Origin of the sequence: Parendozoicomonas callyspongiae (assembly GCF_023502345.1) — a bacterium.
GTDB lineage: Bacteria > Pseudomonadota > Gammaproteobacteria > Pseudomonadales > Endozoicomonadaceae > Sansalvadorimonas > Sansalvadorimonas callyspongiae.
The window spans coordinates 16,607-30,137 of sequence record NZ_JAMFLX010000012.1; the positions used below are offsets into that span (position 1 = coordinate 16,607).

Consider the following 13,531-nt stretch of genomic DNA (forward strand, 5'->3'; position numbering starts at 1 on the left):
GTCGGCTCCAGCTAATGGATGACCCGGTTTTTTAAAGTAATTTGGTAAGTCTGTACTGCATGTAAAACACATGCAGACTCAAGAGGAATTTAAGATGAGCAATATCCCTGCTGAACTGCGTTACGTTTCTTCCCACGAGTGGGTACGTCTGGAAGAAGATGGTACTGCTACCATCGGTATTACCGACCACGCTCAGGCTGCACTGGGTGACATCGTATTCGTAGAAATGCCAGAAGTTGGTACTGAACTGTCTGCTGGCGATGACGCTGGTGTTGTTGAGTCTGTAAAAGCCGCTTCTGACATGCACGCTCCTATCTCTGGTGAAGTTGTTGCTATCAACGAAGCTCTGGAAGAAGCCCCTGAGCTGGCCAATACTGAACCTTATGAAGGTGCATGGTTTTTCCGCGTTAAGCCTAGCTCTCCAGCTGAACTGGAAGAGCTGCTGGACGCCGATGCTTACGCAGCCGTTTGCGAAAATGAGTAAAAGCTAAAACAAAGCCCCTTCACTGGGGCTTTTCTTATTTCTTATAAGAACGGTATAAGCATATGAGTAAAGTATCGTCGCTGAAGCAGCTGGAAAACACCGAAGACTTTATCCGTCGTCACATCGGCCCGGGTGAAGAAGAAATCAGCTCCATGCTGGAGTTCCTGGGCGAAGAGTCCCTGGAATCCATGCTGGCCTCCACTGTTCCAGGAAGTATCCTGCAGGAAAAAACTCCTCTGGAATGGGACTCCCATACAGAACAAAACACTCTGGGCTACCTGAAGGGCCTGCTGAGCAAGAACAAGCCAGCTCGCAGCTTCATCGGTATGGGCTACCACGGTGTTGTTCTGCCTCCTGTTATCCAGCGTAACGTTCTGGAAAATCCAGGATGGTATACTGCTTACACTCCTTATCAGCCAGAAATCGCACAGGGCCGCCTGGAAGCCATCCTGAACTTCCAGCAAATGACTCTGGATCTGACTGGTCTTGACCTCGCCAGCGCATCCCTGCTGGACGAAGGTACTGCTGCCGGTGAAGCCATGTCCATGGCTCAGCGCGTCTCCAAGAACAAGAAATCCAACCTGTTCTTTGTTGATGAAGACTGCCACCCGCAGACAATTGACGTTGTAAAAACCCGTGCCAAAGGATTCGACGTCGACATCATTGTAGGCCCTGCTTCTGAAGCTGCCAGCCACGATGTGTTTGGTGCTCTTCTCGCTTATACCGGTACCTGGGGTGACGTTCGTAACCCACAGGATCTGATTGCTGATCTGCAGTCCAAGAAAGCTGTTGTTGCTGTTGTAGCTGACATCATGAGCCTGGTTCTGCTGGAAGCTCCTGGTAAGCTGGGTGTTGACATCGTACTGGGTAGCGCACAGCGTTTCGGCGTACCAATGGGTTATGGTGGTCCTCACGCTGCATTCTTCGCAACCAGCGAAAAGTACAAGCGTTCCATGCCTGGCCGTATCATCGGTGTATCCGTAGATGCCAGCGGCAAGAAAGCCCTGCGTATGGCTATGCAGACTCGCGAGCAGCATATCCGTCGTGAGAAGGCGACTTCCAACATCTGTACTTCCCAGGTGCTGCTGGCCAACATGGCTGGTTTCTTCGCTGTGTACCATGGTCCTCAGGGCCTGCGCACCATCGCTGAGCGTATCCACCGCCTGGCTGATATTCTGGCTGTTGGTCTGCAGAGCAAGGGCGTTGAACTGGCGAACGACACCTGGTTCGATACCATCACCGTTAAGACTTCTGACGCTGAAGCCATCATCAAGCGCTCCCGCGAAGCTGGCGTCTGCCTGCGTGAAGCTGGTGACAAGATCGGTATCTCCCTGGACGAAGCAACCACTCGCGAAGATATCGCTCTGCTGTGGGATGTTGTTCTGGGCGAAGGTCACGGCCTGAACGTTGACAGCATCGACGTTGACATGGCGACCAGCTCCTCCTCCATTCCTGCCGATCTGCTGCGTCACGGCAAGATCCTGGAGCACCCGGTCTTCAACAGCTATCACTCTGAAACAGAGATGATGCGCTACCTGAAGCGTCTGGAAAACCGCGATCTGGCTCTGAACCACTCCATGATTCCGCTGGGTTCCTGCACCATGAAGCTGAATGCTGCCAGCGAAATGATGCCTGTATCCTGGCCTGAAATCGGCAACCTGCACCCATTCACCCCAGTTGAGCTGACTGAAGGTGTTCGTGCCATGATTTCCGAACTGGAAGTCTTCCTGCAGGGCGCGACTGGCTTCCCAGCCATCAGCATCCAGCCTAACTCCGGTGCTCAGGGCGAATACGCAGGTCTGATGGCCATTCAGGGCTACCACGAGAGCCGTGGTGACCATGACCGTAACATCTGCCTGATCCCAGCTTCCGCACACGGTACCAACCCAGCGTCTGCCATGGTTGCAGGCATGAAGGTTGTTGTGACTCCTTGTGATGAGAAAGGTAACGTAGACGTTGCAGCTCTGAAGGCGAAAGCTGAAGAACTGAAGGACAACCTGTCCTGCCTGATGATCACCTATCCATCCACTCACGGTGTATATGAAGAAGAGATCCGCGAGATCTGTGACGTCATCCACGCCAACGGTGGCCAGGTATACATGGACGGTGCAAACCTGAACGCTCAGGTAGGTATCAGCCAGCCAGCCGATATCGGTGCAGACGTGACTCACATGAACCTGCACAAGACTTTCGCTATCCCTCACGGTGGTGGCGGTCCTGGCATGGGCCCAATCGGTGTTGCTGCTCACCTGGCTCCGTTCCTCGCTAACCACAGTGTTGTTGAGCTGGAAGTACCTAACGCCGGTAACACTGCAGTAAGTTCTGCACCTTGGGGTTCTGTAGGCGTTCTGCCAATCACCTGGACTTACATGCGTAACATGGGTGGTGAAGGACTGCGTAAGGCAACTTCCGTAGCGATTCTGAACGCTAACTACCTGGCCAAGCGTCTGAAGGATCACTATCCAGTACTGTACACTGGTCGTAACGATCGCGTTGCCCACGAGTGCATCCTGGATATCCGTCCTCTGAAAGCTGCTACCGGCATCTCTGAAGAAGATATCGCCAAGCGTCTGATGGATTTCGGTTACCACGCTCCAACCATGAGCTTCCCAGTTGCGGGTACTCTGATGGTTGAGCCTACCGAATCCGAGAGCAAGGTTGAGCTGGATAAGTTCATCAGTGCCATGATCTCTATCCGTGAGGAAATGGACAAGGTTGCCAACGGCGAATGGCCTCTGGACAACAACCCTCTGGTACGTGCTCCTCACGTGCAGGCAGAAGTTCTGTCCGCAGAGTGGGATCGTCCTTACACCCGTCAGGAAGCAACTTACCCAGTTGCTTTCGAAGACGGTGGCAAGTTTTGGCCAACTGTGAATCGTATCGATAATGTATACGGCGACCGTAATCTGTTTTGTTCCTGCATTCCTGTTGAGGAATACAAGGACTAATATTTGTCAGAGAAAGCTCTGAACAGATATTTCTAAAACCCAAAAGCTCTCCCATGTGGAGGGCTTTTTTTATCTTCGAATTCCGTGAGTTAACAGGTAAGTCCGATCAAGTTGTATGCCCAGTTTGGTTTTATACTGGTCACTTATTGCGATGAATTCGTCCCTGAGTTCTGATCTTTTGCTGTTCTCAAGGTTTTTCAGGGTAAGAATAAGTGGGCCAAAGCTGGATGAAAAAGGCTCCAGTGGTTTTCAGAATTCGGGTAGTAAACTGTTGAAGTCTTATATTCACACTTCAGATCAAATGCTGAGCCCAGCAGTTCATTGATCCGTCCTGATTTACCCCATTCCATAGGGGAAGGCGTCACAGGTGGTTTACTCTGATAGCGGCTGACCAGATTAAATACCTGTTGAACAAACTCATCTTCCTTATCTTCGGCTGGTTTGTCAGCACAACCCTGCCTCCAGGTTTGCAGACTCTGGCGATTTCACTGGCTGCTTTCCTATGGTCACTGGTGAACATAACACTAAATGTTGAAATAATGCCGTCAAATGAGCTGTCAGGAAAAGGAAGATTTTCTGTATCGGCCAGCTTGAAGTCGATATGAGGTTGGATATAGCTGGAAAAAGCTTCAGTTGATTCAAGAAGCTTATCTGCAATATCGATGGCGCAGGCTTGAGCCCCCATCATGGCGACGTTTCTGGCAGTCCATCCAGCCCCTGTCGCAATATCAAGGATATTCTCACCGGGCGTGGGAGCCAGAATCTGAGTGGCATGAGCCAGAGCATCGGAAATTGTGAAACTGACGAAATTATAATGTTGGCCGCCCAGATTCCAGACATCTGCAACAGGCTTGTTGTGTTCCTGGATCATCATTTTCTCATTGTTAAATGAAACAGGTGCATGAGTGTAGCAGTTGCATTTTTGGGTATTACTCAAAAAAATGATCTTTAAGAAAAGTGATGATGTGTTCAAAAGGTTTCTAAATAATTGTTACACCTTAAAAATAGTTGCTCTTAAGAAGAGTGTTTTTAAATAGGTGGGTTAATACTGCTAAGTTAAAATTCTAATAATTAATTTTTATGTTTTCTGATAATTGAATTGTGCAACAAATTATTTAATTAAAGTTAACTGTTTTGTTGTTGTTTGAGTTTAATTTTGCGTATCTCTTATTAATTATTTTCACCTTAAAAACATTAGTAAACATGATTTTTCAGTCGAATTGATAATTAATGTTTGACCGTTTCGAGCATTGTTTTAAATCAAAAAACCGCTTCTGATTTGCATATTAGCATTAGCTCATATTAACCGGATTACTCATTCACTACCGGAATTGCCATGTCTGCTAATGAAATCATTGCTGTTTCAGAAACAACATTAGAAAAGTTTCAACCCATAGCAGATAAATGTATGGGTGAGGCTAGTCCATACTGTCAGGCCAACTGTCCTATGCACACTGATGTGAAAGGATATGTTGGCCATATTGGCAAGGGAGAGTACTCGGAAGCCGTTTCTGTTATTCGTGAAAAACTCTTTATTCCCCGTACATTAGGCCGGATCTGCGCTCATCCCTGCGAGGAAGCCTGCAAACGAAATGAACATCATGAGCCTCTCTCAGTTGCTCAGTTGAAGCGTTTCGTCTGTGATAGTCACGATAAAGAAAAAAACTGGGATTTAACAAAGGAACAGGACAGCGGTAAAAGAGTTGCGGTTATTGGTGCTGGTCCCGCCGGTGCACAGGCTGCTCTTGATTTATGCCGAAAGGGCCATGCGGTAACAATATTTGATCGCCTTCCTGAAAAAGGTGGCATGCTTCGTGTTGGAATTCCTGCCTACAGATTACCAAGAGATATTATTGATCACGAATACTCACTGCTGGATAAACTCGGCATTGAATTCAAGATGGGCGTTGATATTGGCAAAGATATTTCTTTCGATGAAATTAAAGAACAGCATGATGCTGTTGTTCTTGCCATTGGCGCACATCAGGGCGTTGTTATTCCTGTTGAAGGCAGCCATCGACATGGTGTTTTTGATGCGGTTGATTTTCTACGTGATATCAGCCTGAAAGGAGAGTATCCAAAGGCCGGTAAAAAAGTTCTTGTTATCGGCGGTGGCAATGTCGCCATGGATTGCGCTCGCAGTGCCGTACGACTTCCTCAAGTTGAAAAGGTTTATCTCACCTGTCTGGAAGGTGATATAGCTTCCATGCCGGCCCATGACTGGGAAGTTGAAGAAGCCATCGAAGAAGGTGTTGATGTTCGTACGGGGTTCGGGCCACACGAAATTTCCGGTCATGATCATGTTACCGGAATGACTGTGAAACCCTGCCTTTCCCTGTTTGATGCTCAAGGCAATTTCGCCCCCAGTTTTGATGAAGAAAAACTGCAGGAGCTGGATGTTGATACGGTTGTTTTTGCCGTCGGACAGAAAGTTGAGAACCAGACCTTTGCCCTTGAAACTGACTCCCGTGGGCGAATTGCAGGTAATAGTCTGACACTGCAGACCAGTGACCAGAAAGTGTTTGTTGCCGGTGATGCCCATGGTACTGGCATCGCAATTGAAGCGATGGAAGAGGGCCGTAGAGCTGCGGAATCAGTTCACCGTCTGTTAACCGGACAGAACCTGGAGACTGGACGTGAACGATTCAGCCATCAAACCAAGCTGGACACAGTTATCCCCAATGCGGATGCAAGACCTCAGCGTCTGCACACGGCCCTGAGAGACCCGGAAGAGCGGGTAAAAGATTTCCATGAAGCTGATTTCGGTTTCCGGGAAGAGGATGCACTGAAAGAAGCAAGCCGCTGCCTGCAGTGCGAGTGTCGACTGTGCATGCAGACCTGCACCATGCTGAATGATTATTGTCACTCTCCACAGGAGTTAAGCTGCGCGGTTCTGAAGTCCGGCAAGCTCTCTCCGGAAGTCGCCTTCTCCTGCAATATGTGCAGCTCCTGTACGTTGGTTTGTCCGCACGATTTTGATATCAAGGGTGCCTTGATGAGCGCTCGAGTCGATATGGTGAAAGCCAACAATGGCGAGTCACCGATGAAAGGTCATAAAGCCATCAAGGTTCATCAGGCTCTGGGTTTCTCCAAGGTCTTCAACACTGTCCAGAAAGCACCGGAATATAAACCTGATAACAAGAAGAGAGTCTTTATTCCAGGCTGCTCGCTGCCTTCTTATAACCCTGAACTTGTCGAAAAAACTTTTTCCTATCTGAAGGAAAAAATGCCGGGTATCGGCAGCATCCTGATGTGCTGCGGCAAGCCAACCAAGGCATTGGGGCAGCAGGAGTTATTCAAAGAGCGTTTTGCCCAGCTGCAGAATGCTATTGATGAATCAGGAGCGGAAGAAATCATCGTTGCCTGTCAAAGCTGTTACCTGACTCTTTCCGAGTATGCCAAACAGCCTGTGCGCTCTCTGTGGCAGATTTTGCCCGAACTGGGTCTGCCCGAAGGGGTTAAAGGAGTTGGTGAGGGTAGCGATGTCACCTTTGCCATCCATGATTCCTGTTCCACCCGTCATGTGTCTTCTATCCATGATGGTGTGCGCTGGGTAATGAACGAGATGGGGTACAGAACCGAAGAACCCCCACATACCCGTGAAACCGCAAAATGCTGTGGCTTTGGCGGCATGGTTGTTCCTGCCAACCCCGGGCTGGCCAGCAGAGTGATGGATTCCCGCACCGAAGAAGTTGAATCCGGGCATATGGTGTCTTATTGCGCGGCCTGTCGGGAATCGATGGAAAAAGGCGGTAAGGACTCTGTTCATATTCTCGATCTTGTCTTCGGTGAAATGTATATGAAAGACAGCGCCGAACAGCGGAACCACGGCGCAGTAAAGAGCTGGGTAAATCGTTACAAGAGTAAGCGTGGCCTGATCCAGGTCGCCAACATTTGAAGAGTAAAAGATTTTCCATGCCCGATCAGGGCATGGCTTTGGGGGCGCAGGGCTGCAAGAAGGTTTACGCCCGGACAACTGTAAGCTGTTTAGTCTTGAGGGAAGTATGAACAAGCTATTGGCAGGTGCTGTTCTTGGTATCGCTGTTGCAGGTGCAACCTACAACTTTGTATTTAAAACACCGGAAGTCATTAAGGTTGAAGTCAAAGCTGAGAAGAATCAGCAGTACTTCAACCCAGATATCGTAATCACACCGCAGCAGGTACAGGCCATGCTGGCAGCCGGGGAAGATGTTGTGCTGATTGATATCAGCAAGCAGGCAGACTTCCTGGCCAAAGGGCATATTGAAGGTGCCCAGCAGATCTGGCGTCCGGAAATGCAGGCTGATAAAGGTGAATATGGCTTTGGTGGCATGCGCGCAACACGCGAAAAAATGGCTGAGCTTCTCGGCAGTCTGGGCGTGACCTCCAACACCACCGTTATTCCTTACGATGCCAGTAATAACTATGACGCCGCCCGTATGTGGTGGCTGCTGGATATGTATGGCCACAGCAAGGTTCAGCTAATTGATGGCGGTTACCAGGGCTGGAAGGCTGCCGGCCTGGATATGGTTCATACCGAATCAGCCAAACGTGAAGCGACCACCTATCAATTCCCGTGGGCCGAAAATGATCGTCGGCTGGCATCTATAGAAGAAGTACAGGATGCGATTAAAAACAAGAGCGCTGTGATTATCGATGCACGCTCTCTCAAAGAACATACCGGTGAAAAGATTATTGGCGGTGTTGCCCGTGGCGGACGTATTCCCGGTTCTGTCCTTGTGGACTACAGCAATACCCTGGATGCAGGCAAGAACTTTAAGGCCATAGAAGAACTGGTATCTGTGTATAAGGCTGCTGGCGTCACTCCGGATACCCCAATTATTACTTACTGCCACTCTTCCATTCGCTCTGCTCATACCACATTCGTTCTGACCCAGTTGATGGGTTTCCAGAATGTTAAGAACTATGACGGTGCCTGGATTGAATGGTCCCAGGCTTCCAACCTGCCTGTTGAATCCGGTGATGCCGTGACAGTCGCAGGGACCCTTGCCAGTTTGTAAGTGAAACCGATGTCCTCTTGGGGGAGGTGGCTCAGGCTGTTTTGAATAAGAGCTGCTTCTCCCAATCTCAAAAATGTGGAAAACCCAGGAAGTAAAATCATGACTTCTTCCCAACCAACAGCAAACAAGGGCAAATTGATTGTCATTGTTTCTGTATTAGTTATTGCTATCGCGACTCTTCATCAATTTGGTGTTTTTGATTATCTGACTCTCGATAACTTAAAGGCGATTCAAACCTGGATCACCAGTTATGGAGTGCTGGCACCGTTAATTTATATCGGGTTGTATATTGCAGCGTGTCTTTTCTTTCTTCCTGGAAGCCCTGTCACAATCGTGGCGGCCATTATCTGGGGTCCATTGCTGGGGGCATTTTATTCTCTGGTCGGTGCAAGTCTTGGTGCGGCCTGCGCCTTTCTGGTTGCCCGCTACGCAGCGCGTGATATGGTTGAGGGCTGGGCGACCAACAACACGGCATTTCGCAAGATTGATGAAGGTGTTTCCCGCCAGGGCTGGCGGATGCTGATGATTACCCGCCTGGTGCCTGTCTTCCCCTTTAATCTCCAGAATTACGCTTACGGGCTGACAGGAATCGGCTTCTGGACCTATAGCCTGTTAACCACGCTCTTCATTATTCCCGGAACTATCGCTTTCTGCTTTATGGCTGGCGCCATTTCAAGCGGTGAGGGTATGTCCAGCGAAACATTTATTTACCTGGGAATCGGTGCCATCTGCTTTGTTGGCGTGTCTCTGCTGCCTTCGCTTCTGAAGAAGAAAGGCATGGTTGCTGAAAGTCATTAGTAAGACAAAGCACGGCTAGGAGCTGTGTGACCAGTGTCTGTTATGCCTGTTCTCTCTCTGGCATAACCCAAGGGTGACAGCCGGGGATGAAGCTTTCACTCATGTTGTAAATTTCTGGGGGAAATTATGAACAAAGTACTGGCAGGTGTGACTCTTGGTCTTGTTGTTGCAGCAGGTACCGCTTATCAATTTGTTTTCAAAGCACCTGAAGTGGTGAAAGTTGAAGTGAGTGTCGGCAAGAATCAGCAATATTACAAAGCTGATATTGTGATGACACCACAGGAGGCCAAATCATTTATAGCTTCAGGAGAAGATGTAGTTGTCATCGATGTCCGCCGCATAACTGATTTTATGGGTAAGGGGCATATTCCCGGAGCCCAGCAGGTCTGGCGTCCTGATATTTCTGCAGACGATGATCAGTATCCTTTTGGCGGTATGCGCGCTACCCGTGACAAAATGGAAGAGCTTCTGGGCAGTCTGGGTGTGACTCCGGAAACCACGATTGTTCCTTACGATGCCAAAGGTAACTACGATGCGGCCCGCCTCTGGTGGTTGCTGGATATGTATGGCCACAGCAAGGTGAAAATGATTGATGGTGGTTACCAGGGATGGGCAGCTGCCGGATTTGAGATGGTGCATTCCGAGTCCGCCAAGCGTGAACCGACTGAGTACAAGTTCCCATGGAAAGAGAATGATTATCGGCTGGCGTCTTTGGACGATGTGCAGCGTGCCCTTGAAACCGGTGATGCAATTATCCTTGATACCCGTTCTATCAAGGAATTTACAGGCGAAAGTATGAAGAGTGGAGCATTCCGTGCCGGTCGTATTCCTCACTCTGTCTTTGTTGAATATAAGAAGGCTCTGGATGCGGGCAAAAACTTCAAAACTGTTGCCGAGCTGAAAGCTATCTATGAAAAAGCAGGAATAACTGCGGACAAGCCAATTATTGCCTATTGCCAGTCAGCAGTTCGTTCTGCCCACACTACATTTGTTCTGACTCAGCTGTTGGGCTACCAGAATGTGAAGAACTATGACGGCTCCTGGATTGAGTGGTCTTACACTTCAGAGCCACTGGAAACTGGTGATGCAGTGCAGATGGTTGGCCTGTAATAGCTGGTAAAGACTGTCTGTAATCAAAAGCGGTCAGCTGGCCGCTTTTTAAATTTTACTCTTCAGGCATAATCTTTTGTAACCATTTTTATGGGGTAAGAGATAATAATGAAAACTCTGCATCTTATCCGTCATGCCAAATCGAGCTGGGACTTTCCTGATCTTTCCGATCATCAGCGCCCTCTGAACCCAAGAGGTATTCACTCCTGTGAAATTATGGGGCTCAAACTGGTAGAAGCAGACTGTAGCTTTGATCATGTTTTTTGCAGCAGTGCCCGGCGGGCACAGGACACTATCACTGGAATCTACCAAAGCCTGCCAGTCTCTGCGCCTGAATGGCAGACAGATGAGATGCTTTATACATTTAGTAGCTACGAGCTGATCCATTGGTGCAGGAACGCTGAGAGCAGCATCAACAACCTCACTCTTGTTGGGCACAACCCCGCCATCACTGATTTAGTCAATGAACTGAGCGACAGCGACCTTTTGAATGTACCCACCTGTGCTTATGTACGGCTTGAGTGTGATATCAGAAATTGGTCAGAGCTTAAATCAGGCTGTGCTCATCTGGGGTGCTTTATAAAGCCCAAGATGTTTATGAAGTGATGTTTGTAGATGGTTTGGATGCAAACCATTTCAGCGCCAGCTTTTCATGATGCTGGATGAAATCATTCTTTTCATCACAATAGACCGCCATATCATTATCACAGCTCCGGGCAACAGCGAGCTTGAGAGAGGCGTACTCAGCCGCTACCTGTGGGTGAGCTATCAGGTAATCCCGAAAAGCCAGGTGCCGAACAGCTTCCGGGTTCCCTTCTGTAAAAGCGTGAATATGGTGAGTGCGGTTGTCACCACCTTTCATAAAGAACCGGCGTCCGGGAATACCAAACTCGCCTTTTGGCTCATAACCCAGCTGCTCCAGCTTTTCGTTGTAGTTGTCGATTTCTGTAATCTCCGGAAGGAGGATCATGATGTCGATTACTGGTTTGGCTGCCAGGCCGGGAACTGCAGTACTGCCAATATGAACAACCTTTGCTTCCAAAGGTGTCAGAGCGTTTTGAATAAGTGTCTGCTCCTTTTGAAACAGATCAGCCCATTCCGGGTTGTATTCAACCACTTCAATAATTCGCATAAGATTGCCCAATATCTGGAATGAAATAGTGCGCAGCTTACTCCTGTTTTCAAGCTGGGAATCTGGTCTATATCAAGCAAATCAGCACAGATTTTTTCCTTGTTATTTGTCATTTAATTTTCAAACAGCAGGAGTAGCTTGAAGAAAAGAACAATAATAAATGGAGAAAAATTATGCCTCGTCCACAAATCAGCTTTGCAACCTGTAATTTATACAATCTCAATGAGCCGGGAAGACCGATTTACTTTGACAGGGATGGTTTGAGTGAAGAGGAGTACAGCAAAAAGCTGGTCTGGCTTTCCAGGGTGCTTACTCATCACTCGGCTGATATCTGGGGATTCCAGGAACTCTGGCATGGAGACTCCCTCCAGAATGCCTTTGCCATGTCTGGGCTGGATGAGGAGTACTCCTTACTGGTTCCCTATGATCACACCGGAGGCCGAATTGTCTGCGGAGGTGCCGTTAAGAAAAAAATGCTGGTAGGTGAGCCAGAATGGATTGATGAGTTTCCTGAACATTTCAAGCTGGACAGTAAAGGTGATGATGCGCAAACACCGGATATATCCGTTCAGGTTAACAAGTTCTCCCGACCTGTCCTGCACTTCAAGGTAAAGCCCAGGCAGGATCAGCCAGCTATACATATTTATGTCTGCCACTTTAAGTCTAAAAAGCCCACCTCCATAAGAAGCGAGAACTGGTATAAAAAATCCATGTATTCAAGGCATCAGGCCGCACTGGGTAATGCCATTTCGACAATCAGGCGCACAGCAGAATCAGCTGCTCTGCGAATGATTCTGACAGAGCGTTTAAAGAAAACAGATACCCCGGTTATCGTGATGGGTGACTTGAATGACAGCCAGCACAGCAACACGCTGAATATTCTGACGGACCAGCCAAATTACCTGTTGTCTCACTCCTCCAGAGGCGGAAGCGATTCAGGTTTGTACTCAGTTGGAACGCTGCAGGAGTATCGTAGCCTGAGAGATGTTTATTACACCCATGTCTACAAGAATACCCGAGAGTCGCTTGATCACATTCTGGTAAGCCAGGAGTTTTACGACAACAGCCGTAAACGTATCTGGGCATTTAAGGGTATGGATATTCTTAATGATCATCTTAATGATGAAAACCATAAGGAAACGGGCACTACGGATCATGGTATTGTTCGAGCTCGATTTGAATTTAACCCCGCATAGCTGGATGGCCGTAAAGCTTGTGTTGGGACAGTAAAGATCAGCTCTATAGCAACAGCAAATATACAGGCTGGCATACAGGTTATTCGGATGCGCCAGTTCGAATTATTCCTTCTTCCTGTTGCGATATTTATTCCTTTGATGATCAGGAGATGAGCAGAAAGCAGAGTCCGCTTCTGTTCGGAGTTTGCCGGTTCAGCAGAATCTGTCTGCCCTCGGGGAGTTCTGCGTGGAGTTCTGAATAAATGCACTGAGATGGGCTTTCAGGCACTGTCTGCATTTGAATATGAGGTGTTTGTCTTTAATGAGACGCCTCACTCCATTAGAGAGAAAGGATTTCGAAACCTGAAACCGATCACACCTGACTGGTTTGGATATTCCATGCTTCGTAACTCCGTCTATTCAGATCTCTATCAGGATATTCTGGGGATGGCTGAGGAGATGGACTTCCCGATTGAAGGGCTCCACTCTGAAGCTGATCCAGGAGTGATTGAAGCAGTATTGGCTGTTGATGATGCCGTTGCGGCAGATAAGGCCGCTCTGTTTAAGACCTATTTAAAGGTGGCTGCCCAGATGAAAAATCTGATGGTGACTTTCATGGCACGCTGGTCGGAGGATTACCCGGGCAGCAGCGACCGTTGCCTGAACTGCTTTGTATGATGGCCCCAACCGTCAATAGTTACAGCCGCTTTGTACCTGGTTTCTGGGCTCCGACCAGTACCACCTGGGGAGTAGACAATAGGAAAACAGCTCTCAGGGCTATAGCTGGGTCACCTGGATCCCAAAAGGGTAGAGTGTCGGATTGGGGCTGCTGATGCTAATCCCTACCTGGCCCTGGCAATCAGGGCTGATGGGAACCAATAACA

At 48.5% G+C, this 13,531-nt stretch carries 10 protein-coding genes and 1 pseudogene; 9 read left to right on the forward strand and 2 right to left on the reverse strand.

Annotated features, from left to right (window positions below):
• The first annotated feature begins 94 nt into the window (after positions 1-94).
• Together gcvH and gcvP are read left to right on the forward strand one after the other, a co-directional pair.
• A complete protein-coding gene (gene gcvH, locus M3P05_RS10200) occupies positions 95-484 on the forward strand; it encodes a glycine cleavage system protein GcvH (RefSeq protein ID WP_249699479.1) in 390 nt (129 codons plus the stop codon).
• A 62-nt stretch (positions 485-546) separates the two neighbouring features.
• The gene (gcvP, locus tag M3P05_RS10205) at positions 547-3,432 is read left to right on the forward strand and encodes an aminomethyl-transferring glycine dehydrogenase (protein ID WP_249699480.1); all 2,886 of its coding nucleotides are present in this window, start codon (positions 547-549) and stop codon (positions 3,430-3,432) included.
• Positions 3,433-3,793: 361 nt separating this feature from the next.
• Here the strand turns inward: gcvP and M3P05_RS10210 are convergent, their stop codons facing one another.
• A complete protein-coding gene (locus M3P05_RS10210) occupies positions 3,794-4,303 on the reverse strand; it encodes a class I SAM-dependent methyltransferase (RefSeq protein ID WP_249699481.1) in 510 nt (169 codons plus the stop codon).
• 465 nt (positions 4,304-4,768) lie between these two features.
• Here M3P05_RS10210 and M3P05_RS10215 point away from each other — a divergent pair, with 465 nt between their 5' ends.
• From M3P05_RS10215 to M3P05_RS10235, 5 genes are all read left to right on the forward strand, one after another.
• Positions 4,769-7,330, forward strand: coding sequence for an FAD-dependent oxidoreductase (locus tag M3P05_RS10215; RefSeq protein ID WP_249699482.1), 2,562 nt, complete (start codon positions 4,769-4,771; stop codon positions 7,328-7,330).
• A gap of 106 nt (positions 7,331-7,436) precedes the next feature.
• Positions 7,437-8,432 (forward strand): sulfurtransferase, encoded by a 996-nt coding sequence (locus tag M3P05_RS10220; protein ID WP_249699483.1) that lies wholly within the window; start codon positions 7,437-7,439, stop codon positions 8,430-8,432.
• A 99-nt stretch (positions 8,433-8,531) separates the two neighbouring features.
• On the forward strand, positions 8,532-9,230 hold the full coding sequence (locus M3P05_RS10225; RefSeq protein ID WP_249699484.1) for a TVP38/TMEM64 family protein: 699 nt from the start codon (positions 8,532-8,534) through the stop codon (positions 9,228-9,230).
• A 126-nt stretch (positions 9,231-9,356) separates the two neighbouring features.
• Positions 9,357-10,340: a sulfurtransferase gene (locus M3P05_RS10230; protein ID WP_249699485.1), complete on the forward strand. Its 984-nt coding sequence runs from the start codon at positions 9,357-9,359 to the stop codon at positions 10,338-10,340.
• A 108-nt stretch (positions 10,341-10,448) separates the two neighbouring features.
• Positions 10,449-10,946 (forward strand): SixA phosphatase family protein, encoded by a 498-nt coding sequence (locus M3P05_RS10235; RefSeq protein ID WP_249699487.1) that lies wholly within the window; start codon positions 10,449-10,451, stop codon positions 10,944-10,946.
• Here M3P05_RS10235 and M3P05_RS10240 read toward each other — a convergent pair.
• Entirely contained in the window at positions 10,936-11,472 is a 537-nt protein-coding gene (locus tag M3P05_RS10240; RefSeq protein WP_249699488.1) for a GrpB family protein, read from the reverse strand. The two genes, M3P05_RS10235 and M3P05_RS10240, sit on opposite strands and share 11 nt — an antisense overlap.
• A gap of 173 nt (positions 11,473-11,645) precedes the next feature.
• On the opposite strand from M3P05_RS10240, the gene M3P05_RS10245 reads away from it, so the two are divergent.
• Both M3P05_RS10245 and M3P05_RS10250 read left to right on the forward strand, forming a co-directional pair.
• The gene (locus M3P05_RS10245) at positions 11,646-12,668 is read left to right on the forward strand and encodes an endonuclease/exonuclease/phosphatase family protein (protein ID WP_249699490.1); all 1,023 of its coding nucleotides are present in this window, start codon (positions 11,646-11,648) and stop codon (positions 12,666-12,668) included.
• 252 nt (positions 12,669-12,920) lie between these two features.
• A pseudogene (locus tag M3P05_RS10250) lies at positions 12,921-13,480 on the forward strand (hypothetical protein).
• Positions 13,481-13,531 lie beyond the last annotated feature (51 nt).

Coding starts and splice junctions, on each gene's coding strand:
- gcvH (WP_249699479.1), top strand. CDS start 95: ATGAGCAATATCCCTGCTGAACTGCGTTACGTTTCTTCCCACGAGTGG.
- gcvP (WP_249699480.1), top strand. CDS start 547: ATGAGTAAAGTATCGTCGCTGAAGCAGCTGGAAAACACCGAAGACTTT.
- M3P05_RS10210 (WP_249699481.1), bottom strand. CDS start 4,303: ATGATCCAGGAACACAACAAGCCTGTTGCAGATGTCTGGAATCTGGGC.
- M3P05_RS10215 (WP_249699482.1), top strand. CDS start 4,769: ATGTCTGCTAATGAAATCATTGCTGTTTCAGAAACAACATTAGAAAAG.
- M3P05_RS10220 (WP_249699483.1), top strand. CDS start 7,437: ATGAACAAGCTATTGGCAGGTGCTGTTCTTGGTATCGCTGTTGCAGGT.
- M3P05_RS10225 (WP_249699484.1), top strand. CDS start 8,532: ATGACTTCTTCCCAACCAACAGCAAACAAGGGCAAATTGATTGTCATT.
- M3P05_RS10230 (WP_249699485.1), top strand. CDS start 9,357: ATGAACAAAGTACTGGCAGGTGTGACTCTTGGTCTTGTTGTTGCAGCA.
- M3P05_RS10235 (WP_249699487.1), top strand. CDS start 10,449: ATGAAAACTCTGCATCTTATCCGTCATGCCAAATCGAGCTGGGACTTT.
- M3P05_RS10240 (WP_249699488.1), bottom strand. CDS start 11,472: ATGCGAATTATTGAAGTGGTTGAATACAACCCGGAATGGGCTGATCTG.
- M3P05_RS10245 (WP_249699490.1), top strand. CDS start 11,646: ATGCCTCGTCCACAAATCAGCTTTGCAACCTGTAATTTATACAATCTC.